Annotated in this window: 19 protein-coding genes and 10 pseudogenes; 11 read left to right on the top strand and 18 right to left on the bottom strand. The window is 62.1% G+C overall.

Annotated elements, in window-relative coordinates:
- Both KWO_RS20995 and KWO_RS20990 read right to left on the bottom strand, forming a co-directional pair.
- Positions 1-291, bottom strand: a pseudogene (locus KWO_RS20995) (phage tail protein I); the annotation flags it as partial.
- Positions 284-703: pseudogene (locus tag KWO_RS20990) on the bottom strand (baseplate J/gp47 family protein); the annotation flags it as partial. The pseudogenes KWO_RS20995 and KWO_RS20990, both read right to left, overlap by 8 nt.
- Before the next feature lie 70 nt (positions 704-773).
- On the opposite strand from KWO_RS20990, the gene KWO_RS20985 reads away from it, so the two are divergent.
- A protein-coding gene (locus KWO_RS20985; RefSeq protein WP_113622342.1) for an IS3 family transposase occupies positions 774-1,882 on the top strand; the annotation gives its coding sequence in 2 pieces (ribosomal slippage) (positions 774-1,026 and positions 1,026-1,882; 1,110 coding nt in all).
- Positions 1,883-1,900: 18 nt separating this feature from the next.
- Here KWO_RS20985 and KWO_RS20980 read toward each other — a convergent pair.
- The 11 genes and pseudogenes from KWO_RS20980 to KWO_RS20920 all read right to left on the bottom strand — a co-directional run.
- A pseudogene (locus KWO_RS20980) lies at positions 1,901-2,377 on the bottom strand (baseplate J/gp47 family protein); the annotation flags it as partial.
- An 880-nt stretch (positions 2,378-3,257) separates the two neighbouring features.
- Complete coding sequence (locus tag KWO_RS20970) at positions 3,258-4,148, bottom strand: hypothetical protein (protein ID WP_227479838.1); 891 nt, start codon at positions 4,146-4,148, stop codon at positions 3,258-3,260.
- 219 nt (positions 4,149-4,367) lie between these two features.
- Positions 4,368-5,470, bottom strand: a protein-coding gene (locus tag KWO_RS20960; protein WP_100243780.1) for an IS3 family transposase whose coding sequence is annotated in 2 segments (ribosomal slippage) — positions 4,368-5,212 and positions 5,212-5,470 — 1,104 coding nt in all. Because the reading frame shifts where the segments join, the coding sequence is not laid out codon by codon here.
- A 70-nt stretch (positions 5,471-5,540) separates the two neighbouring features.
- A pseudogene (locus KWO_RS20955) lies at positions 5,541-5,918 on the bottom strand (phage virion morphogenesis protein); the annotation flags it as partial.
- A pseudogene (locus KWO_RS20950) lies at positions 5,906-6,324 on the bottom strand (phage tail protein). The pseudogenes KWO_RS20950 and KWO_RS20955, both read right to left, overlap by 13 nt.
- A pseudogene (locus tag KWO_RS20945) lies at positions 6,321-6,808 on the bottom strand (hypothetical protein). Before KWO_RS20945 ends, KWO_RS20950 begins: the two co-directional pseudogenes overlap by 4 nt.
- Positions 6,808-7,446: a glycoside hydrolase family 19 protein gene (locus KWO_RS20940; protein WP_017112851.1), complete on the bottom strand. Its 639-nt coding sequence runs from the start codon at positions 7,444-7,446 to the stop codon at positions 6,808-6,810. Before KWO_RS20940 ends, KWO_RS20945 begins: the two are co-directional and overlap by 1 nt.
- Entirely contained in the window at positions 7,446-7,721 is a 276-nt protein-coding gene (locus KWO_RS20935) for a phage holin family protein (protein ID WP_010379714.1), read from the bottom strand. The genes KWO_RS20940 and KWO_RS20935 overlap by 1 nt, the downstream gene beginning before the upstream one ends.
- The gene (locus tag KWO_RS20930; RefSeq protein ID WP_010379715.1) at positions 7,714-8,070 is read right to left on the bottom strand and encodes a phage holin family protein; all 357 of its coding nucleotides are present in this window, start codon (positions 8,068-8,070) and stop codon (positions 7,714-7,716) included. The genes KWO_RS20935 and KWO_RS20930 overlap by 8 nt, the downstream gene beginning before the upstream one ends.
- 4 nt (positions 8,071-8,074) lie before the next feature.
- Positions 8,075-8,284 carry a tail protein X gene (locus tag KWO_RS20925; RefSeq protein ID WP_010379716.1) on the bottom strand — a complete coding sequence of 70 codons (210 nt, stop codon included), beginning with the start codon at positions 8,282-8,284 and terminating at the stop codon, positions 8,075-8,077.
- A pseudogene (locus KWO_RS20920) lies at positions 8,284-8,388 on the bottom strand (head completion/stabilization protein); the annotation flags it as partial. The gene KWO_RS20925 and the pseudogene KWO_RS20920, both read right to left, overlap by 1 nt.
- Before the next feature lie 110 nt (positions 8,389-8,498).
- Between KWO_RS20920 and KWO_RS20915 the strand changes: the two are divergent.
- Positions 8,499-8,711 carry a ParD-like family protein gene (locus KWO_RS20915; protein WP_010365327.1) on the top strand — a complete coding sequence of 71 codons (213 nt, stop codon included), beginning with the start codon at positions 8,499-8,501 and terminating at the stop codon, positions 8,709-8,711.
- The gene (gene map / locus KWO_RS20910; RefSeq protein WP_010379718.1) at positions 8,708-9,484 is read left to right on the top strand and encodes a type I methionyl aminopeptidase; all 777 of its coding nucleotides are present in this window, start codon (positions 8,708-8,710) and stop codon (positions 9,482-9,484) included. Before KWO_RS20915 ends, map begins: the two co-directional genes overlap by 4 nt.
- Before the next feature lie 30 nt (positions 9,485-9,514).
- On the opposite strand, the pseudogene KWO_RS20905 reads toward map, so the two are convergent.
- Positions 9,515-10,029 (bottom strand): annotated as a pseudogene (locus KWO_RS20905) (hypothetical protein).
- Between the two features lie 271 nt (positions 10,030-10,300).
- Between KWO_RS20905 and KWO_RS20900 the strand changes: the two are divergent.
- Complete coding sequence (locus tag KWO_RS20900) at positions 10,301-12,058, top strand: chloride channel protein (RefSeq protein ID WP_017112850.1); 1,758 nt, start codon at positions 10,301-10,303, stop codon at positions 12,056-12,058.
- Positions 12,059-12,323: 265 nt separating this feature from the next.
- On the opposite strand, the gene KWO_RS20895 is transcribed toward KWO_RS20900, so the two are convergent.
- Positions 12,324-12,533: a hypothetical protein gene (locus tag KWO_RS20895; protein ID WP_042506054.1), complete on the bottom strand. Its 210-nt coding sequence runs from the start codon at positions 12,531-12,533 to the stop codon at positions 12,324-12,326.
- Positions 12,534-12,731: 198 nt separating this feature from the next.
- On the opposite strand from KWO_RS20895, the gene KWO_RS22730 reads away from it, so the two are divergent.
- From KWO_RS22730 to KWO_RS20885, 3 genes are all read left to right on the top strand, one after another.
- Entirely contained in the window at positions 12,732-12,905 is a 174-nt protein-coding gene (locus KWO_RS22730) for a hypothetical protein (protein ID WP_162832871.1), read from the top strand.
- 276 nt (positions 12,906-13,181) lie between these two features.
- Positions 13,182-13,412: a DUF1653 domain-containing protein gene (locus tag KWO_RS20890; protein WP_010365337.1), complete on the top strand. Its 231-nt coding sequence runs from the start codon at positions 13,182-13,184 to the stop codon at positions 13,410-13,412.
- Between the two features lie 54 nt (positions 13,413-13,466).
- Positions 13,467-13,802: a hypothetical protein gene (locus tag KWO_RS20885; RefSeq protein ID WP_010365338.1), complete on the top strand. Its 336-nt coding sequence runs from the start codon at positions 13,467-13,469 to the stop codon at positions 13,800-13,802.
- Positions 13,803-13,900: 98 nt separating this feature from the next.
- Here the strand turns inward: KWO_RS20885 and KWO_RS22725 are convergent, their stop codons facing one another.
- The 3 genes and pseudogenes from KWO_RS22725 to KWO_RS23210 form a co-directional block, all read right to left on the bottom strand.
- Positions 13,901-14,038 carry a hypothetical protein gene (locus KWO_RS22725; protein WP_017112848.1) on the bottom strand — a complete coding sequence of 46 codons (138 nt, stop codon included), beginning with the start codon at positions 14,036-14,038 and terminating at the stop codon, positions 13,901-13,903.
- Between the two features lie 251 nt (positions 14,039-14,289).
- Positions 14,290-14,684: pseudogene (locus KWO_RS20880) on the bottom strand (FMN-dependent NADH-azoreductase); the annotation flags it as partial.
- Positions 14,685-14,787: 103 nt separating this feature from the next.
- Positions 14,788-15,822 (bottom strand): annotated as a pseudogene (locus tag KWO_RS23210) (M14 family metallopeptidase); the annotation flags it as partial.
- Between the two features lie 371 nt (positions 15,823-16,193).
- Between KWO_RS23210 and KWO_RS20870 the strand changes: the two are divergent.
- The 4 genes from KWO_RS20870 to KWO_RS20855 all read left to right on the top strand — a co-directional run bounded on the left by KWO_RS20870 (position 16,194) and on the right by KWO_RS20855 (position 21,852).
- The gene (locus KWO_RS20870; protein WP_010379721.1) at positions 16,194-16,916 is read left to right on the top strand and encodes an ABC transporter ATP-binding protein; all 723 of its coding nucleotides are present in this window, start codon (positions 16,194-16,196) and stop codon (positions 16,914-16,916) included.
- A 10-nt stretch (positions 16,917-16,926) separates the two neighbouring features.
- Positions 16,927-18,363: an ABC transporter permease gene (locus tag KWO_RS20865; RefSeq protein ID WP_010365347.1), complete on the top strand. Its 1,437-nt coding sequence runs from the start codon at positions 16,927-16,929 to the stop codon at positions 18,361-18,363.
- A complete protein-coding gene (locus KWO_RS20860; protein WP_010379724.1) occupies positions 18,363-19,631 on the top strand; it encodes a DUF3526 domain-containing protein in 1,269 nt (422 codons plus the stop codon). Before KWO_RS20865 ends, KWO_RS20860 begins: the two co-directional genes overlap by 1 nt.
- A gap of 79 nt (positions 19,632-19,710) precedes the next feature.
- Positions 19,711-21,852 carry a TonB-dependent siderophore receptor gene (locus KWO_RS20855; RefSeq protein ID WP_010379725.1) on the top strand — a complete coding sequence of 714 codons (2,142 nt, stop codon included), beginning with the start codon at positions 19,711-19,713 and terminating at the stop codon, positions 21,850-21,852.
- Positions 21,853-21,882: the final 30 nt, after the last annotated feature.

Raw genomic sequence — 21,882 nt, 5'->3', positions numbered from 1 at the left:
TGACACCGCCCCGCCGAACGACTCGACGACCATACGGACGCTGTTGGCAGTGCCCTTACGCCGCTGGATCGCCATGGCGCTGCGCAGGCGCGAGCGCTTGATCGCATCGCTCCAGTCGGCCTTCCAGTCGTCCACCGACAGCGTCCAGGCCAGCCACGGCAGATGGCCAGCCGGGCACGTGTCCGGATTCCACAGATCCGGGTACGGCAGCGGGATCGCTTCCAGGCGATCGGTGACGGCGGCCAGGGCGCGCTCCATCTTGGTGGCGTTGGGCGGCAGAGGGCTATTCATCGATGCCGGCGTGCACGATGTCGATCGCGGTGCAGTAGGCGGCCTGCATGCGACTGATCCTGATGTCAGCTGCAGGCGATTCCAGCTCCACGCGCTGCACACCATCGGCAAACAGCTTGGCCTTGATCGCCGATTCCGGTACGTCGCGGCCGAGACGGTGTGCCTCGTCCAGATACGCCTGCAGGCTGCGCAGCGCCTCGCGCATGACCACCGCCGAGTCGGTGCCGGCGTAGGTGTAGACGCGTCCACGAATGGCATACGGGACGATCTTGGCGCTCTGGACAGCTACCTCGTCGGTCAACGGGCGCACGTCGGCATCGGTGAGGACGGCGGCCACTTCGTCGAGCAGTTCCTGCGGCGCGGCGCCATCGCCAGTGCGCGATTGCACAGTGACCAACACTTGACCAGGTGTCGACTCCCCGTAAAATTGATCCATCCATAGTTAGAGGTCTCCGGCACACTAGCCACCAAGGAGACCAACGATGCGCAAGAGCAAGTTCACCGAGAGCCAGATTGTCGCCACGCTGAAGCAGGTTGAGGGCGGCCGCCATGTCAAGGATGTGTGCCGTGAGCTGGGTATTTCCGACGCCACGTACTACGTCTGGAAGTCCAAGTACGGTGGCACGGAGGCCGCTGATGTCCAGCGCCTTCGCGACCTGGAGACCGAGCACAGCAAGCTCAAACGCATGTACGCCGAGCTCGCGATGGAAAACCATGCATTGAAGGATGTCATCGCAAAAAAACTGTAGACCCGGCGCATAAACGCCCGCTTCTTGCCTGGCTCGTCGAGCAGCATGGCTGGAGCGAGCGCCGGGCCTGTGCAGTCGTTGGCGTGGCTCGCTCGACAGCGCGCTATCGGCGCCGTCCTGATCGCAACGAGAAGGTCATTGCGCTGCTGTCCGAATTGGCCGAGCGCTTTCCCGAGCGTGGTTTTGGAAAGCTTTTTCAGATCATCCGCCGTCGCGGACATGTGTGGAATCATAAAAGGGTGTGGCGCGTGTACTGCCTGATGAAGCTCAATCAACGTCGCCGCAGCAGGCGCCGGGTCCCGACCCGTCATCCACAGCCGCTGGCATGCGGAGAGCGACCCAATGCTGGATGGTCAATCGACTTTATGTCCGATGCGCTGTGGGATGGTCGGCGCTTCCGTACGTTCAATGTCATCGACGACTTCAGCCGGGAAGCCTTGGCGATCGAAGTGGACTTGAATCTTCCGGCCGCCCGCGTCATGCGCACCTTGGAACGCATCGCAGCCTGGCGCGGCTACCCCGCCAAACTTCGCTTGGACAATGGCCCGGAGTTTGTCGCATTGGCCTTGGCCGAGTGGGCCGAGCGCAAGGGCATCGCCTTGGACTTCATCGAGCCGGGGCGTCCAATGCAAAACGGTTTTATCGAACGCTTCAACGGCAGCTACCGGCGTGGCGTGCTGGACATGCATCTGTTCCGCACGCTCAGCGAGGTCCGCCAACAGACCGAACACTGGCTGGCCGACTATAACCAGCAGATCCCGCACGACAGCCTGGGCGGGCTAACGCCCGCCGAGTTCCGTGATCAACATCAACCGCAGACCTCTAATTTTGGCTGGCACTGAACTGCGGGGAGTCGACACAGGCGCAGGGCTGGTCGCGCTGGCGTCCATGACATCCGCGGATGCGCTGAGTACATGGTAGATGTAGGCACCCTCGGGGCCGGCCACACTGAAGCCCTCGGGCGCCAGCTGGATGCGGCGGCGGAAGTCCACGTCCGACTCGTAGGATGGTGGAATGCCGTTATCCGGTTGCCCCGGATCGAGCACCAGGCGCGCCACTCCGAACAGCGCGCCGAGGTGATCGAGGTTGGTACCGGTGGCGAAGGCCTGCATCGTCTGTTGCGCCTTGTCGTTGGCGCGCTGGCGGAGCAATAGCTCGCGGGCTGCGAACAGCTGCAGGAGCTTGTAGACCGGATCTGCTTCGGTGAGTGCGGAGAATTCAGGCATCAGCCGACGAAACTGCGCGAGCGCTTCGGCGAAGATCGCCTCAAATGCTAGGGTCTCGATCAAGTCGGGAGCTTGGAGCTTTGAAAGATCGACGGCAGTAAAAGAGGCCATTGCAGACGAGCTTGAGGGGTTGTGTCAGTGTTGCTTTAGAAGTCAGTCCCAGGAAGAGGCACCCCACGTTAACTCAATCGCTACAAACACTCGCGCCTTCGGGCCGCAATGTTTTAAAGTTTCCCGATTAGCCCTGGCCTTCATGTACAGGACCTGCACGCATATCGCCAAACCAACCCGATGCAAGGCTGCGATTGCGTCCTGGCCGAAAACATCTTACCGACTCCTCGCGCCAGTGGCGCCAAAACCGGAAATCAAGGAAAACAAAACGACGCTGTTGGTACGACTGCAACAAAATTCCAGCTGATGGTCAGGGTTAATGAAGTAAAGTGTTGGCAAAAAAAACCGCACTTGCGACGTGCGGTCATAAAAAAGGTTTAATTATCCAATCGTATAGTTTCTTACGGCTCTTGCGTTGGCGGGCCGACAACCACAACACCGCCCCAACTACCGCCGCCGCCGCTGCCACCACTCTTACCACCGCCACCCCCACCGCCGCCGTTACTGATCAGGGTGCCATCGTCCCGTCTCTGAGTTCCCGGAACTGGGATAACGCATATGGTCGCTCCTATGCATGCAACCGTAGCTTTCTCACTTGATCCGTCAGAATATACAACGTCGAAGGTAGAACCTCTTGGCAAGGCGGTAAGGCCATTCACTGTTCTGTACATTCCCCAAAGGCCATACATTGCCGCCACCCTCAAAAGCGAGTCGTCCAGAACCGTGATTCCTTCAGCTGGAGCAACTTGATTATAGGGTGCGTAACCCGCACGAATGGTAACGGCTGAAGCTATGACTGGCAGACTTGAAATTACAAGCGCGAAAAATGCTAGGTAGCGCTTAAAAACAACTCTCTCTTTGACCTTCATTTAAATCCCTTTTATTTTTCCATTTTGATGATTGATTGGATTTTTTCAACCTGCTTATCAAGTAAATTCAATTGTCCAGGTGGTACAATTTTGTTTCTTACAGCATCTTCATAACGTGAGCCACAGATTCCGTAGTTAAGGCAAATCATGTCTGACCGGTAAGATCCCGGTCCACATGCAGCGCCAGCTTTACAGGCCGCCAAGGCCCATGCGAATTCAGTGTAATTTCCTGAGTTATCCGGCGCATAAGATCCAAGCTCTATTGAAGCATTTGGATTATTTACCATTTCTTCAACTGCAAAAATTGCTTCTGGGCCTTTGCTCTTAACTGCCTTTGCAACTAGGTTTTGATACTCCTCCGAACTCATTGTTTTTCCGGAGGCAAGCTTCAATTGCGCGATTAGATCTCCGCGTCTCGCAGCCTCTTTATACCAAAGCTCAATTGCCTCTAGAGGAATTACTTCTCCTCCATCAACCTCTCTGCAATAGTGAGAAAACCGGCTCTTTATTTGCTCGTATCGAGAAGAATTTTCTTTCTTAATCTTCGAATATGAGTCCAGCATGCTCGCGAAATTTTTTGGCGAGACACTGTACATGGCGCATTGTTCGTAGATCTCCGCGAGCCGGCGTTGTGCAGCAGCATCACCAGCCTCCGCGCGGCTTTTAGTGGTATGAAAATTTCGATACAGCTCATCTGAAGGCTTTGATGCCCAGTCCGATGCCTGCTGGTTGATGGCACTACTGCCGCTTCTGGGAATCGATACTTCGTCGGCTCTACGGGCTACAGCTTGATCTGATGAGCCACGCGATGCGTCTGCCGGTGGCGAGGGCTTCATAAGTAAAAAGGTAGCTAAGCCAGCTGCAACCAACCCCACAGCAGTAAAAACATGAGTTTTTTTCACTAGCCCTCCATGACTTTGTTTATTAATGTAATGTGAATGCACGTTATTAACGTACTATTAGCATTTAGTGCCTAAATGTCAATAGGAAACTAAATGGAATTTTAGGGTCACAACCCTCCAGCCAAGTACAAACTAAGCAAGTCATGTAACGCCTCTCTTTCTTCTTTAGTTATGCCGAGTATTGCCCCGACGTCCCCCCGCCCTGAGTAGCGGCCGCGTTTAGAGTCCGGGGTTGATGATATCGGTGTTTGCCAGATGTTGGGCATAAGCGGACGGCGTCATGCCGCCAATTGCGTTCTTGGGTCGGTCCTCGTTGTATTCGCGTCGCCAGCGTTCGATCTCATTGCGTGCATGCAGCAGCGTTGGGAACCAGTGTTCGTTGAGGCATTCGTCGCGCAGCCGGCCGTTGAACGATTCGACGTAGGCGTTCTGGTTTGGTTTGCCCGGCTGGATGAGCCGTAGCTGCACACCCCGGTCATGCGCCCAGGCAACCATCGCTTTGCCGCAAAACTCCTTGCCGTTGTCGGTGCGGATCACCTGCGGCAGGCCGCGACTGTGTGCCAACCGATCCAGCACGCGCGCAACGCCGTGCCCGGAGATCGCGCGTTCCACCTCGATGGCGACCGCTTCGTGCGTTGCGTCGTCCACGATCACCAGACACTTGATCACTCGGCCGTCGGCGGAGCGGTCGAACACGAAGTCCATCGACCACACCTGGTTGGCCTGCGCTGGCCGCAGCAGCGGCTGACGCTCGCCAACCGGTACCTTCTTGCGCTTGCGGTGCCGCACTTGTAGCTGCTGCTCGCGATACAACCGCTCCACGCGCTTGTAGTTCACCAGGCGTCCTTCCTGTCGCAGCTTGAGATAGATCATCCCCACGCCGTAGCGGCGATGGCGATGCGCCAACGCAAGAATGCGCTCGCGCAGTTCGCCATTGCGGTCTTGGCGTGGGCAATAGCGCAGCGCGCTGGCGCTCATGCCAATCGCCGCCAAGGCACGACGCTCGCTAGCACCACGCCCGATCCACTCGCGCACCAGCGCACGACGCGCCGGTGCGCTCACCACTTTTTTCGCAACGCATCCTTGATCAGGTCATTCTCGAACAACTGCTCGGCCAGCAACCTCTTTAGCCGCGCGTTCTCGGCCTCAAGGTCCTTGAGCCGCTTGGCGTCGGGCACGCTCATGCCGCCGAACTTGCTGCGCCACAGATAGTACGAGGCCTCACTGAAGCCATGCCGCCGGCATAAGTCCTTGATCGCTATGCCCGCTTCGGCTTCGCGCAGGAAGCCGATGATCTGCTCTTCGGAAAAACGCTTCTTCACGTCCAATCTCCTTGGGGTAGGGAATTGGACTCCAAACTGAGGTGCTACTCAAAATTGGGGGGACGTCGGCCCTATTGTAATAGTGCACCTCGGGGCCGCCTGGTCGCACACGATCTTCGAGCCCCTCTTGATGCACACGCGCAATTCGCGACACGCGACCTACAAACCCCACGCTTACTGCATTGGGACTAGTACTGACCTTGAGGTACTTGGCTTGCCGCAGCTTGGCAAACATCTTCTTGCGCTTGACCCGCCCGGACTTCTGCCGCAGCTGCTGCTTGCGCGGTGCGTATGGCGTGCCGTCAGGTGCCTGCTGTTTACCGATGCGCTGGCTCTGCGAGCGCCGCAACGCGGTGCCGATCTTGCGCGCCAGTTTGCGCCGCTCGCCCTCCTGCAGGGGCGCCAGTAATGGCGCGGCCCAGTTCTCTAGTGCGGTCAGCTCATCCATGTCGGATCGATCACCGGCTCCGGCGCATGGGTCATGTCATAGCCGCCGCCATCCTTCGCCGTCACCACGACGCGTTCGGTCAGCGGCACTTGATCGAGAGGTCCACCGCATCGTTGGCGAGGATGTCGGCCTCGAAGGCGATGTCACCACGTCGCGCCGGGTTGGACAGCAGCTCGGACTGGTTGACCTGCACCCATTCCAGCAGCGGCAGCATCACGCCGTCTGGATGGCCGGCGTGGTCGGTCACAATCAGGTTGAGCGTGTATTGGTACTCGAAGGACAGCCCCGGCTGGAACGTGCTGACCAGGCTGCCGGCGTCGATAAACACCGGCAGCCGGTCGGCATCGCGCGCCAGATCCGGCAGCGCTGCGACCAGATGCGCGCGCAGGCTGGCGGGCTTGATCATGGGGCCGGCCCCGGTGCGTGGAGGTCGACCCAGTCCTGCAGCGCGCTCAGCTGCGCGGCGGTGGCGTGGCAGCTGGTGTAGTTGTCGGCGACGGTACCGGCAATGCCAGAGAGCGTAATGCCGGGGCCGGCGCATCAGGATCTGCGGTGGGCGGCCCGGCAGGGTTGCCCGTGGCGGCGGCGTCGTGCAGCCGCACAAAGCCAGCAGGGATAGCGCAAGCAGCATCGGCTTTCTGGGTGACATAGATCGGGATCTCGCGGGTGATGGTGGCGCCGGCTTCGCGCACGATCTGCACGCGGTCGACGTACTGCGTGACGACAGTGGTGGAGCCTTTGGCGCTGTCGCGTTCCGCCTCGGCCCGACGCTTGGCCTGCAGCGCGGTATCGCGGTCTTGCTGCGCTGCGCTGACACGCTGCTCTTGCCACACGCAGCCACCGACGAGCACTGCAATCAGCGCCAGCAGGATGATCAGGCGCGTGACCATCAGCCGACACCCAGGATCTGCAGAGCACGCTGCGTGCGCGTGACGCGATCGCTGTGGCCTTCGGGCAAGCGCTTGGCGCGCACGTTGCCCAGGTTGATCTTCCGGCCCAGGCCCAGCACGTCGCCCGTATCGGCCAGCGCGTTGAGGCCGTTGTCCTGCCAGTACGCCGCCGCGCCCAATGCGCTCGGCTCGATCTGCAGTAGCAGATCCGGCTGCTCTTCCACCGGCAAGCCGATCAGCTCACCGATGCGGCGGTAGTTGCCACGGAAGGTGTGCTGCATCGGGCCACGGCCACGGTGGCGATAGCCGTCGCCGCTGGCTTCGTTGCCGTTGCCCAGGCGGTCGGCGTAGACGAAGTTCGCCAGGCCGGCGGGGTTGCGCAGGAAGGTGGGTGCCTGGGCCGGTGTGATGCGCGCGCCGTACACCTCCAGCAACCGAGCGCTTGTGGTGTAGGTCAGCCCTTCTTCCATGCGCGACAGGCTCAGACTCTCGTGACCGACCTGGCCAAGCCAGTGCGCGGCGCGACGCTTGGTGGTGATGCCGAAGCGGTTGGCGGCGGCGAGTAGTGGGCCATGCCAGCGCTGTGCGCGTTGCGGCGAGCACTGCATGATCGAGGCGAGCTGGGTATCGGTGAACATCAATCGACCTTCAGGATGCGCGCCACATTGCCCTGGGCGCGGTAGGTGAGCACCGCCAGCACGATCAACGTGCCCAGGTGACAGAGACTGACCTGCGAGCCGGCGCCGGCCAGCAGGATGTGCAGTGCCTGGCCGCCGGTGCTGGCGATCAGCAACCACGCGCACCAGCCCGCGCTGCGTCGATGGCGCGCATCGACTGGGCGGTGGTAGGTAAGCAGGCGGACGCAGATGGCCAGCGAGGCCATCAACGTCAGGACGGTGACCAGGCTATGCACTGGGCGGACCTCCACGACGTAGGAAGGAAAAGTCGAACGATTTGCTCTTTTCGATCAGGCCCAGCGTGACGGTGATCGCGCACGCCGCGCTGGCGAAGGCAGCCACGCCACTGGATTTGATTGGCAGCCAGAGCAGGATCTCTGGCGCCAGCTGGTAGCCGGCGATCACGCTCACCGGGAAATAGATCAGTCGCGCCAACAGCGGTTGTTTGGCGGCAGACACGACAAACAGCGCGCCGCCCGCGAAGGCGCCGATCAGCGCGTCGCCATCGATGCCAGGCAGCACGGAGGCAAGGCCCACACCGGTGGCGATCAAGAAGCCGCTCGATACGGAGGTGGGTTCGGTCATCAGGTCAGTCCCATAGCTGCACAAGCGGCGTCATCGCCGCTGTGGTGGTGGTTACCTCGGGCAACTCCACCGGGGTGCCATGCGGAAGCACAGCGCCTAGTTCGGCCAGGCCGGGATTGAGGAGATAGGTGTGCTCGACCAGGCCGGCCGTGCTGCCCAGGTGGCGCCAGCACAGCAGGTCGACGGTGTCGCCTTGCATGGCGTGCACGCGCATCAGATGAGTTCCACCGTGCTGCGCGGAAGGTTCTGCAGATCGCGCACGGCCCAGCGTTGGTCGCGGCGTAGCTCGGTGATGCTGGGTGACAAGTCATCGGCGCGCGAACGTCGTGGCGACGCCCAACCGAGCACAGCTGGTGCGAGGCGAAAGGGCGTTGTAGCTGAATATACATTGCGTATACGATTCGTATATCGCCAGAGCTGGAGCCACCATGGGCATCGTCAATATCGATGACGACCTGCACGACCAACTACGCCGTGCGTGCACCGTGAGTAGTCGCTCGATCAATGCGCAGGCCAATTTCTGGATCAAGGTCGGCATGCTGTGCGAGATGCATCCGGACACATCGTTTCAGGAAATCGTGGCCGAACAATTGCGCGCTGCGGGCGTGCGGCCGCAAGCCTTGAAACCAGCCCGGACGTGATCAAGTCGCCTGACGAGATTGCGCTGATGGCAGTGTCCGGTCAGCTCCTGGCGCAGGTATTCGATGCGCTGGATCGCTTGCCGCTGGAAGGCCGCAGCACGCTGGAACTCAACGATTTTGTCGAGCGCATGATTGTGGATGAGCTCGATGCACGGCCTGCCAGCAAGGGGCAATACGGCTTCGAGTTCGTACTCAATGCATCCATCGACGATGTGGTCTGCCATGGCGTGCCATCGGCCGATGACGTATTGCGTAGTGGGCAGATCGTCAACCTGGACATTACGCTGGAAAAGAACGGTTTTATCGCCGATTCCAGTACCACGTATCTGGTGGGCGAGGTGGCTTACACCGCACGTCGGCTGGTGCAGACCACGTACCAGGCGATGTGGAAAGGCATTGCAGCGGTGCGCCCAGGCGCGCGCTTAGGCGACATCGGCCATGCCATTGCGCGGCATGCGCGTGCGCACGGCTACAGCGTGGTCAAGGAATACTGCGGGCACGGCATCGGCCGCGAGATGCATGAAGATCCGCAGATTTTGCATTACGGTCACGCAGGCACCGGTCTGGAACTGCAGGAAGGCATGGTGTTCACCATCGAGCCGATGATCAACCAGGGTCGCGCGGCGATCCGTTCGCAGCCGGATCAGTGGCCGGTGCACACGCGCGACGGCAAGTTGTCGGCCCAGTTCGAGCACACCGTAGCGGTGACGCGGACCGGCGTGCGCGTGCTCACCTTACGTCCCAACGAAACACCGCTGTGCGTGGTGGAGTGACGCCCAGTAACGCAGCGCGAACGGCAGTTGTCAGTCGGTAGATGCGCGCCTGGATGCATCAGGCCCGCGCGGGATCAGCGGAGTGGTGTTGGTCTGCAGGAGCAGGTGCACCGCTGTTTCAACACTGATGAAACGGCTACGTTGGAGCAGATAGGCCAGCACGAGAAATCCTGAGAACATCAGCGTTTCCCCGGGCCTGATGACGGCTACTGGCACCAAAAATCCAACCACCATCATCATGATCCCGCGTTGCCGACGGTCGATCACGATGCGTCCGCGCATGATCATCGGATAGACACCGCCGACGAACAGAAATGTCTCGCGAAACGCATAAACATTTTCCGAAAAACGATGGAACCCCAATTCCGGCCAGCGCGATGGTTCGACCGCATTTTCACCTGCGCCAGTGAAAAACAGGCCAGCGCGTCGCGGCTCACCGGAATGCGCGGTGTAAAACACCGGCAGGCCGCAGCTGAAGTAGGGGCGATTCCAGATGACCGGCAGATGCCTTCGATGACAATCAAGCCCAGCAGCAGAGAGAGCATCGTGCATCCCTATTCGAGTGGCCCAACGATCGGATGCGCAGGGTCTGCTGACTGCGCGCAGCGTGGCTGGCCCGATTCTGGCGCGTCAATGCACGGCACTGCAATCACGTTTGCGGCGCGGCGACCGGCTCATCACCGCGCCAGAGTGCCTCAGGTCAGCGGCGCTCATGCACACTAGGCACCACAGACAAGCCGGCTCTGCCGGTGTGCTGATCCCGCAATCACTGGTCCCATGCAGCTACCTTCCCAACCCTTGCCGGCAGTGCATGCCATGGCGGCGCAACTTCGCCGGCCACTGGATGGCTTGCGCAGGCACCTGCGCGCCAACGATTTGTGGTTCATCGCCCTGGCTGCGCTGGTGGGCTTGATCGCGGCTGGATTGATGGTGCTGCAGGCCGACATCGCGCATAGCCTGCAGAGCTGGCTTTACGCGCTTGCACCCGAACAGCGGCTCAGCACGGCCCCCTCGATGAAGGCCACGCAGTTGCTGGTGTTGCCGCTGGGCGGCTTGCTGGTTGGCCTGGTGACGCTGATGGCGCGGCGACGCAAGCGGCCGCTTGTGGATGCGGTGGAAGCCAATGCCCTGCATGGCGGGCGCATGTCCATGCGCGACAATTTGATCGTTGCGGTGCAGACCTTGTTGTCCAATGGCTTCGGCGCTTCGGTCGGGCTGGAGGCGACCTACACACAGATGGGGTCGGGCGCTGGCTCGCAGTTGGGGCGCGTCTTGCGCGTGCGGCGCGCGGACATGCGCACGCTGGTGGGCGCCGGCGCGGCCGGTGCGATTGCCGGCGCCTTCGGTGCACCGTTGGCCGGTGCGTTCTATGCGTTCGAGATCGTCATTGGCGCCTACACGCCTTCGGCATTGGCACCGGTGGCCGCCGCCGCATTGGCCGGCGCCTTCATGGCCAATGCGCTGGGTGCGGCGCCGTATTCGTTGCCCGCTGCAGTGGCCTACCAATTGCAGCCGCGCGACTATGCGGTTTACATCGCGCTGGGCTTGCTGTGCGCGCTGATCGGCATTGCCGTGATGCGCCTGGTCGCCGGCATCGAACGTGGTGTGGGCCGCATCAATCTGCCGGTGTGGGGGCGCCCGGTCATCGGTGGGTTGTTGCTGATTCCCTTGGCGATGTATTCGCCGCAGGTGCTGTCGTCGGGGCATGGCGCGTTGCATCTGGATCTGACCAGCAGCAGCACCTTGCAGGTGATCGCCATCCTGTTGGTGCTCAAGTGCATTGCATCGGGAATTTCGCTGGGTTTCGGCTTCCGCGGTGGCCTGTTCTTCGCGTCGTTGTTCATGGGCTCGCTGGTGGGCAGCTTGTTTGCGGTGGGCCTTAACTTGCTGCTGGGCGCTGCAGTGGTGGACACCACCAGTGCAGCGCTGGTGGGCATGGCCGCATTGGCGGCGGCCATTGTTGGCGCGCCAATGACCATGGCCATGCTGATCCTGGAAGGCACGCACGATTTCGTGCTGGCCAGTGCGGTGATGGTGGCGGTGCTGGTGGCCAACACCGTGGTGCGGCAGGTGTTTGGATATTCGTTTTCTACCTGGCGGTTGCATCTACGCGGCGAAAATATCCGCAGTGCGCGCGATGTGGGCTGGGTGCGCAATCTGTCGGCCGGCAAGATGATGCGCGAGGATGCCAACCACACCGCGCACGACATCAGCGTGGGCGAATTCCGGCGGCGGTTCCCGTTGGGCTCCACGCAGCGCGTGGTACTGGAAGATGCAGACGGGCACTACGCCGGCGTGGTGCCGTTGGCTGTGCTGTATGCCGACAACGTGCAGCTGGACGCGCCGGTCGGCGACTACGCCAAGCACCGCGAGGCGGCGCTGCTGGCCAACACCGACATCGTGGCGATCATGAAGGTTTTCGATGCGACCCAAGCCGATGAGTTGGCGGTGATCGACAGCGACCGCAAGGTGCTGGGCGTGCTGTCCGAAGGATTCGTACGCAAACGCTACGCCGAAGAACTGGAAAAGCGCGAGCGCGAACTGATGGGCGAGCGTGTGCTGGGTGATGAGTGAAGCGTGATCTATTGGACACACCCAATGCTGCGGCGAGCAATGGCTTGAGCAACTAACAAAAAGACTGCGCTCACCGCAGGCGGACACGGCTGGTGCTTGAAAACAGGATGTATCACTCATGCACTCCTGATTCTTGTGTCGCTCACGCCCCCACGGCGGCTCGCTCCGTGTTGTTAGTCGCTCTTGGCTCAGCGCCGTAAGAAGACAGCGGCCAACGTTAACTGACATAGGCTGCCAGCAGCGCATTGGCAACAGCATGTGCGCGCTAAGGCTGTGCGTTCTGCTGGTGGCTGGCAACAATGTGCTCGACAGGCGGTAGCGTCTGCGCTGTGTGCTCGCTCACCAGTGCAGACAAGCGACGATGGCAGTCGCGGAAGGCCAGTGCGGAGGCCGGCATGTCGCAGGCATCGAAGGTGCGGGCCTCGGCCTTCCACGAGGCGAGCAGGTCTTCCAGATCGCAGATCAAACTCGGCATGGTGTTTCCTCGGTAGGCGTTTTGCTGCTTACGGGGCGAGGCGAGGTGCGGATGCAGGCCCATGAGATGTGGATCCGGTCTCAAGTGCGAATGGTTCAGATCTTGCGACGGACTCCGCATTTTCTGCGTATGGCATACGTGTCTATCACGTGTTCCAGAGGAGGGTGATGAGGCGGCCTTTTGCCGCAGGAGCTGACCATGGGCAACAACGAAAACGGCAATCGGGGCATCTACGATCCGACTCCCCCCAACGGCGTCAAGGCGCCAGGCAAGAACGAAGATCTGCTCCAGGACGGGCCCGCACAGGACAGCGAAATCGATGACGACGACAGCATCGAGGATGAACTGGATGAGGACGAAGAGGACGAATGAGGACGCCTGAGATCGGTTCTGCTTTGGGCGTGTGCGTTGCGAGCCCTGGACAAAGAAGGCCAGGCATATCGTGGGTCGGCGATATGGTCAAGGCGGAATTGGCTGTCGGCTCGCCTCTTCCAGGCATGTGCTGAGTGACAAACGGAGTCAGCGGGTCGATAGAGGTCTTTGCGCGTGCCCGTAAGGCGCCCGCGCAATACCGTTCCAGCGGAAGGCCATTCGCTCCCTACAGCGCTTGTCGCTTTAAACTTCATCCCCCCGATCACGTTGAATGTCATGGACACCTTGCCGCCGTTACCTGTTATCGCACTTGGCCAATACCGTCACTTCAAAGGCGGCCGCTATGAGGTGCTCGGCGTGGTGCGCAGCAGCGAAACGCTGGAGCCGCTGGTACTTTATCGGCCATTGGATAGCCACATCGGTTTGTGGGTACGCCCGTATGCAATGTTCGTCGAACACGTGGAGGTGGATGGTGTTTCCCGCGCTCGCTTCGAACGCGTGGAGTGAGCGCCGCGCGCACCAATGCGATGCAACAACAACGCACAGTGCCTTGAGCTTGCGATGACGGCTTCAACCACACCCATCACGACGCCAGACGGCCGCTACCTGATCGTGCGTGGGAGGCTGTGGCGCACCAGTAACCCGCACATGAGCGAAGAGGCGCGCGTCACCTTGGTGAGCGCGCTGATGGATGCACGGCGCGCGGTCAAGGCCGCCAAGCACGACGGCGATGCGCAGCGGCTAGTCGCTGCACGCCGCGCCGTCGATGCGGCCAAGCTCGCATTGGGCGAACGTGGGCCGGTGTGGTGGACCGATGGCGCCAAGGATTTCAATCGGCATCTGGTCAAGAACACGCCATACGCCGAGTGGTTTGCCGCAAGTGGCGCTGCGGCCTAGCTATGCAGACATAAGCCTTCCTGCAGTATCGAAAAACAACGGCGCCGGCGTCGCTACGACGACTGCCGTGCGTCGCATTCCACCGGCCGCGCCTCGTTTCAAACAGCCAAAAATCCCGGGGCGCGCAGTGCAGGCTCGAAACGGCGCACGCCGACATCGACCAACTGATGCAGCACGAACGGGTCTTCGGCCACGATGCGATCCAGTGCCGACGTATCGGTGCTGTAGGCCAGCACGATGCCGCCAGACCATTGGCCATGGGCCGGCCGCCAGGAACAACCCTGTGTCGATGTGCTTGCGCAGCCATTGCTTGTGGGCGTCCAGATGGGCGGCCAGTGCCGGCGGGGCGACGCGATAGGTGAGGGTGACGATATGCAGCATGGCTCAGGCCTCCACGTGTGTGCACGACACCGCGCACGACATCGGCGATGGATGCATGCGCGCTGATCAATGCTGCCGCAGCCGGCTCGGGGCCGCGCGACTGGTTTTCCGCGCGCACAAAGTGCACGTCGCGCACGTCCAGAAACCCGAATGCTGCGGTCAGGTACGCCTCCTGAAAATCCAGCGAGGCCATCGGCCCTTGCGTGTACATGCCCCGGCGCGAAGACGCCACGATCAGCTGTTTGCCGCCTGCCAGGCCTTCGGGCCCGGTAGCGGTGTAGCGAAAGTGCGGCCAGGCTGGGCGATGCGATTGATCCAGGCCTTGAGTTGGGTCGGCGCCGAAAAGGTGCACATCGGCGCGCCGATCGCCACGATGTCGCTGGCTAGAAATTCTTCCACCAGTTGCTCGGATAACGCATGTTCGGCCACCAGCGCCGCGTCAATGGCCGGTTGCGGCAGCGGGCGGAAGCCGGCTGCAATCGCGCCGGAGAGGTGCGCGATGGGATCAGCGGCAAGGTCGCGATAGGTGACGTGGAGATCGTTCCTTGAACGGAATGTGGTCGATCGGCTGCGGCAGGCGTTTCCACGCCACCATCAATTCCTATGTGCGTGCGGCGCGATCCACGTGCTTGGCTGCAGTGATCTTCGTTGCATCGCGATCAACCACGCGTAGCGCCTCTTCAAGCAGCACGTAATCGCCAAGCACACGCTGCCGGTAAGACTTCAGTCGATGGTTTTCCACCAGCACGGTGGGAATGCCGGCAAAGTCGCCGTAGCCGGTGGAATAACGTGGGCCTTCCGGCCAATAGCGCAAGCCGGAGCGCGGCGAGTCTTCGTCGATCAGGCTGGGGTAGATCGCAGGTTCGTGCCCCTGGCGACGCAGCGCGGTGTTGACGGCCGGGGTGAAGCGCTGCTGCAACCAGCCCGCAGTCGCGCGCGAGCGCGTGTAGGTGCCCCAGCCGGCAAAGGTAAAGGTGATGTCGTACTGATGATCGAGCCCGCCGCTGACATGCAGGTCGATATACAACGCTGGGTCGCGCGTGTGCAGCAGCTTGACGTTGCGCGCGTCTCCTGCGCTTCCAGGTTGAGATAATCGCGATTGAGATTGATGCCGCGCGTGGTGGTGTTCCAGCCTATTTGTTGCGGGCCGCGCAATGCAGCGCCGATGAGCGGGCCGCGTTGTTCATGGTCGTCGCTGTTGAGGATGGGCACGAACACGAAATCTACCTCGTCCAGCAGATCGTCTTTGCCGCGTTGGCAATATCGCGCAGCAACACGAGCCCGGCGTCCTTGCCATCGATCTCGCCGCCGCGGATGCCGGCCTGCGCCAGCACGACCGGCTTGCCGCGCTTGCCCTTGTGCGCGCACAAGCAGGTCGCGTCCTTCGCTGGTCTTGCCGAACACCTCCAGCGACAGCAGCGGCGAAACAGCAGCCAGGCCTTGCAACCACGCACGCGTTTCGTCGTAGCTGGGCGTGCTGACGAAATCGCTGCGTTCCACTGGTGTACTCCACGGATCGGCCGGCGCCACGATCAAGGACTCGCTCGCACCGTGCCATGCGCGTACCGGCGCGAGGCGCGCTGGTATCGATGGGCTGGGCGTTAAGCTGTGCGGCGGCGAACACCGTTGCAGCGAGCAAGCCGGCGACGCGTCGGGTACTGGGCGATGTGTTGCAGGCACCTGCGTTGGCGGGGGCGTGCGGGTCGCATGCGTGGAGAGCGTCGTGCGGGAGAACGTTGCGGAATCAAAGTTCATGTGGGGCGTGAATGTCTCGAATGGGGATAGCTGTTGATTGCTGGTGCCGGCGTGTCGCATTGATGCGCATGGCATTCGGCTCGGCGTGTCTGCTGTCAGGTGCCGGCTGCTCCCGTGCAGGAGCGGGGCGCGGCCATTGCTATGCCAGTGACGTCCAGGCAGGCGGCAGCAGGCGACTTGCCGAGTCTGGCCTTTACGAAATGTGATAACGTATCATTTGTATCTCATTTCTCAGCCGTGCCTGCCAGTTCGCCAATGACCCCCGCGATTTCAATTTCCGACCTGCACATGGCCTACCGTGGCCGCGCTGTGCTGCAGGGACTCAACCTCGACGTCTCGCCCGGCACCGTCTATGCCTTGCTAGGCGGCAATGGCGCTGGCAAATCGTCCACGCTGTCCACATTGCTGGGCTTCGTCAAACCGGTGTCCGGCAGCTTGCGGGTGGACGGCGTGGACCCGGTGGCCGATCCCGGCAAGGCGCGTGCACGGCTGGCGTATCTACCGGAAAACGTCGCGCTCTACGAACATCTGAGCGCCCTGGAAAATGCCGATTATCTGCTCGCCCTGGCCGGCCAGCGCCGCAGCCAGGCCGCCATCGGTGAGGCATTTGCGGCCGCTGGCCTGCAGCGCGATGCCTGGGCGCAACGGCTGGCAGGGTTCTCCAAAGGCATGCGGCAAAAAGTGGCGATTGCCGTAGCCACCCTGCGGCAGGTGCCGGTGTTGCTGCTGGATGAGCCCACCTCGGGGCTGGACCCGCGCGCCATCGCCGACTTCAATCGTCTGGTAAGCAGCGTGCGCGAACGCGGTGGTGCGGTACTGATGGTCACGCACGATCTGCTTGGTGCGGTGGATGTGGCCGACCGTATCGGTTTTCTCGAAAACGGCCGGATTGCCGACGACATCGGCGCCGGGGACAGCGGCTTCGATGTGCGCACCCTGCATGCACGTTTCGCGCGCCCACAGGATCGGGCTGCATGAGGCTGTACGCATGAGTCCCGTGTTGTTGGTCGCGCGCGAAGAACTGCGCTTCATGGCGCGCAACCGTTCCGCTGCCATCGGTGTGGTGTTGCTGATGCTGCTCACCTTGGTGGCGGCGTTGACTGCGGCACACCATCAGCGCGAAGTCGCCGATTTCCGTACGCGTCAGCAACAGGCCGCACAGCAGGCTTTCGAAGCGCAACCAGACCGGCATCCGCACCGCGTGGTGCATTATGGCCACTTCATCTATCGGCCGTTGCCGGCGCTGGCCGCATTCGATTCCGGCGTGGATGCCTTCACCGGCAACAGCATGTTTCTGGAAGGTCACCGCCAGAACACCGCCAACTTCGGCGATGTGCGTCAGAGCTCGTTGCTGGTGCGCTTCGGTCAGTTGACGCCTGCGTTCGTCTTGCAGGTGCTGGCGCCGTTGATGCTGGTGTTTCTCGGCTATGGGGCAGTGGCGCGCGAGCAGGAAACCGGTACCTTGCGCGCGCTGTTGCTGCAGGGCGCCACGCGCAGGCAACTGCTTGGCGGCAAATATCTTGCGTTGGCGGCGGTGGCTGGCGCCTGCCTGCTGCCGGCTCTGGTCGGCCTGGCGCCCATCGCGCTGTTGTCAGGGCAGGCGTCGCTGGTCGCGCTGCTGGTGCTGGCGTACAGCGCGTATCTGCTGGTGTGGTGTGCGTTGGTGCTTGCGATATCGATGCTGTGCCGACGCGGCCGCGATGCGCTGCTGGTGTCGCTGGCGGTGTGGGTGTGGCTGGCCTTGCTGGTGCCGCGCGTGGCGCCGGACGTGGCCAGTGCCGCGTACCGCCTGCCGACCCGGTTGGAAACCGACGTGGCGATCCAGCGCGACCTGCGCACGCTCGGCGACAGCCACAACCCGGACGACCCGCACTTCGCGCAGTTCAAGCAGCAGACGCTGGCGCGTTATGGCGTGCAGCGTGTGGAAGAGTTGCCGGTGAACTACAAGGGCCTGCTGGCGCTGGAAGGTGAGCGGCTCACATCGAGCCTGTTCGAGCGCTATGCGGGCCGCGATACGTCCATCCAGCAGCAACAGAATCTACTGGTGCGCGCATTTTCTCTGCTCAGCCCGACGGTGGCGCTGCGCGAAGTGTCGATGACGCTGGCAGAAACCGATCTGCGTGCGCATCTGCGGTTCCTTGCCCAGGCGGAGCACTACCGCTACATGCTGGTGCAGCAGCTCAACCAGTTGCAGACCGACGCGGTGAGCATGGCCGACGACACCGCGCAGGATGCCGGCGCCGACCGCCGCAAGCGCATTTCGTCCGAGCATTGGCATGAGATTCCAGTGTTCGCCTTCCAGCCCGCGTCCACCCCTGAGGTGATCGGCACCGCAGGCGCGGCGTTTGGCCTGATCGGCGCCTGGTTACTCGCCGCGCTGTGCATGCTGGTTGCCGCCGGGCGACGTGTGGGAGTGGCGCGCTGATGGTGCTGTGGAAATACGAACTGCTGTTGCTGCTGCGCGCACGTGCGGCACTTGCCGGGTTGCTGTTGCTTGCCGTGCTGACCATCTCCAGCCTGGTGTCCGGCCAGCATGTGATAGCGGCGCAACGCGACAATATCGCCAAGATTGCGGCGCTGCAGCGCGAAGACAGCGCGGCGGTGGAAGACTATGTTGCGCGCTCCAACGATGCCGGTAGCGCGGCCTACTACAGCTTTTACCCCACCTGGGACACGCCATCGCCACTAGCGTTTGCAGCGGTAGGCATGCGCGATGTTTCGCCTTACATCTTGCGCGTGCGTGCGTTGGGGCTAGAGGCGCAGATCCATGATGGCGACAGCTACAACCCCGAGCTCGCATTGGCTGGCCGTTTCGACTATGCGTTCGTGCTGGTGTTCCTGTTGCCGTTGTTCGTGATCGCATTGCTGTTCGATCTGCGTTCGGGCGAGCGCGAAGCTGGCCGGGCACGCATGCTCGCCGCACTGCCGGGTGCCGGTGCCACGCTGCTGATGCGACGTGTGGTGGTGCGCGCCGCAGCGGTGCTGTTGTGCTTGAGCGTGCCGTTCGTCATTTTCGCTACGCTCAATGCAGTGCCGTTGCTGCAGCAACTGGCAGTGCTGGCGCTGGGCGCAGGCTATCTGCTGTTCTGGGTGATGCTGGCGGTGCTGGTCGGGCGTATCCAGTGGCGGCCTGCGGCGCATGCAACCGCATTGGCCACCTGCTGGGTCGTGTTGGCGTTGGTGGCTCCGGCGCTGGCGCATGTGGCGATCAATCAGGCGGTGCCGGTCAACCAGGGCACCGAGATTGCGCGGCTGCAGCGCGAGGCGGTCAATCATGCGTGGGACATCCCGCGTCAGGACACCATGCAGGCGTTCTATGCGCGCAATCCGCAATGGACCGATTCGGCGCCGCTGACTACAGCGTTTCACTACAAGTGGTACTTCGCATTCCACGAAAATGGCGACAAGCAGGTGGCGCCGCAGGTGGCAGCGTATCGCCACGGTTTGCAGCGCCGCGAAGCGCTGGCGCAACGCGTGGCCAGCGTGTTGCCGCCGGTCGCACTGCAGGTAGCGTTGACGCGTCTTGCCGACACCGATCTGCAGGCACAATTTGCGTATCATGACTGCATTCGCGCATATCACCTCGCGCTACGCACCTTCTACTATGGCTATCTGTTCCGCGACGGCCCGTTCACGCGCGACGACTTCGAGCGTGCGCCACGTTTCGATGCGACGGCCGATCCTGCTTCATAGAAACATCCACGTTTCACTTCTCGCTTTTTCAGTGTCGCCCCGGGCTTGCTGCGCCCAGGTCTTTCAGGAGTTCTGCCCGATGCCCGTGTTCCCGCGCCGCCGCATGCGGCATATGCTGCCCTTGCTCAGCCTGCTGGCCTGCGCATGCAGCATTGCTTGCGCGCAGGCCGACGATTTGCAGGCGCGCGATCTGGATGCCGTGCAGGTGCGCAGCCAGTACATGCCTTACCGTGCGCTGAGCATTACCGGAGCCACCAAGACCGACGCGCCGCTGCGTGATTTGCCGATCAGTGCGCGTGTGCTTGATCGGACCTTGCTGGACGATGCCGGCGCCACCGATCTGGCCGGTGCATTGGAGCTTGCCAGCGGCATCACCAAGGCCAACAACCTGGGCGGTCTGTGGGACAGCTATTCGATGCGCGGCTTCACCGGCGACCCGAATTTCAGTTCGGACTACATGGTCAACGGCTTCAATGCCAGCCGCGGTTACAACGGCCTGCGTGATGCGGCTAACACGCAAAGCATCGAAGTCATCAAGGGGCCGGCGTCGGCCTTGTATGGCCGCGGCGAGCCGGGTGGGGCGGTCAACATCATCACCAAAAAGCCGCTGTTTCAAGCGCAGAACAGCCTGGATGTGTCGGCCGGTCGCTTCGATAGTTATCGCGCCGCCGTGGACAGCACCGGCCCGTTGAGCGAGAACGTGGCGTATCGCTTGAACGTGATGCACAAGGATCAGCACAGCTTTCGTGACACCGTAGACAGCGACAATACCTTGTTGGCGCCATCGTTGTTGTGGATGCCGACGCCTGATACCACGGTGTCGTATGAGCTGGAGGCCGTGCGGATCCATGCGCCGTTCGATCGCGGCGTGACCGCCATCGACGGCGATGCCAACCGGCTGCCGGCGTCGCGCTTTCTGGGCGAGCCGCGCGATGGCGCTATCGATCTGCATTCCACAGGGCACCAGCTGTTCGTGGTGCATGGTCTGAATCAGACCTGGTCGTTGCAGGGTGGGGCGACTTACCGCGATAGTGGCATGCGTGGGTTTTCCACCGAGCCGTGGACGCTGCAAGCCGATCAGCGCACCTTGCGCAGGGAACGTCGATATCGCGATTACCAGGGCCGCGATATCGCCGCGCGTGCGGAGTTGCTTGGCAGCCTGCAGGCGGGCAGGGCGACGCATAACGTGTTGTTCGGCATCGACGGTAACCGCTTCGACGACAGCCGCTTCCAGCAACGCGCCCGTTCTGCGGCGACGCCATACAGCATCGACGTGCTGGCGCCGCGCTACGGCGTGGCGCAGTCGGGGCGGCTGGCCACCATTACCGACACCGACGAGCGCCAGCAGGTGTGGGGCGTGTACGCGCAGGATCAGATCGATCTGGGCGCGCGCTGGAAAGCTTTGCTCGGCCTGCGCTACGACCACTACCAGCAAGACCTGGACAACCGCTTGCGCGGCACGACCCAGCGCGCATCCGACGGCGTGGTGAGCCCGCGCGCGGGTCTGACCTTCCATGTCGACGATGCGCTTTCGCTGTATGCAAGTGCGGCGGCGGGCTTTCGCCCTAACAGCGGTGTGGGCGCCAACGGGCAAAGTTTTGCACCGGAAAAGAGCCGCTCGCTGGAGACCGGCTTGAAATACGTACAGCCCGGCGATGGCCTGGAAGCCACAGTGGCCGCGTTCCGCATCGACAAGAAAAACGTGTTGAGTCTGGACCCGGCCGACAGCAGTTTTTCGCTGCCGGTGGGCGAGATGCGCAGCCAAGGCGTGGAGATGGACCTGCTTGGCAGATTGACCCCGCATCTGGCCGCATCCGTGGGCCTGGCCTACACCGATTCGCAAGTTACGCGCAGCAGCGCGGCTGCCGCCGGCACCGGACTGGCCGAGGGCCGGCGGTTTCCGAATGTGCCGCGTTTCAGCGGTAACGCGTTCTTGAACTACGAACAGCCGTTGACCGGTAAACGTAGCGCGGCGATAGGGATGGGCGTGTCGCACACCGGCGAACGGCTAGGCTCGGTGGATAGCAATACAGATTTTGTGTTGCCGGCCTACACCGTGTGGCGGGTGGTTGGCCATTACGACATCAGCGAACGGGTGCGGTTGTACGCCAAGGTCGAGAACCTCACTGATCGCCACTACGCCGCATTTTCGTACAGCGAGCAGTGGGTATATCCCGGCGCGCCGCGGAGCTGGACGGTGGGTGCGCGTTTGCGGTTTTGATAGGCGTTCCAGCGCAAGCAGAACCGGCGA

Origin of the sequence: Xanthomonas vasicola pv. musacearum NCPPB 4379 (genome assembly GCF_000277895.2) — a bacterium.
Lineage (GTDB): Bacteria > Pseudomonadota > Gammaproteobacteria > Xanthomonadales > Xanthomonadaceae > Xanthomonas > Xanthomonas vasicola.
This window is presented reverse-complemented; position numbering and strand designations above follow the sequence as displayed.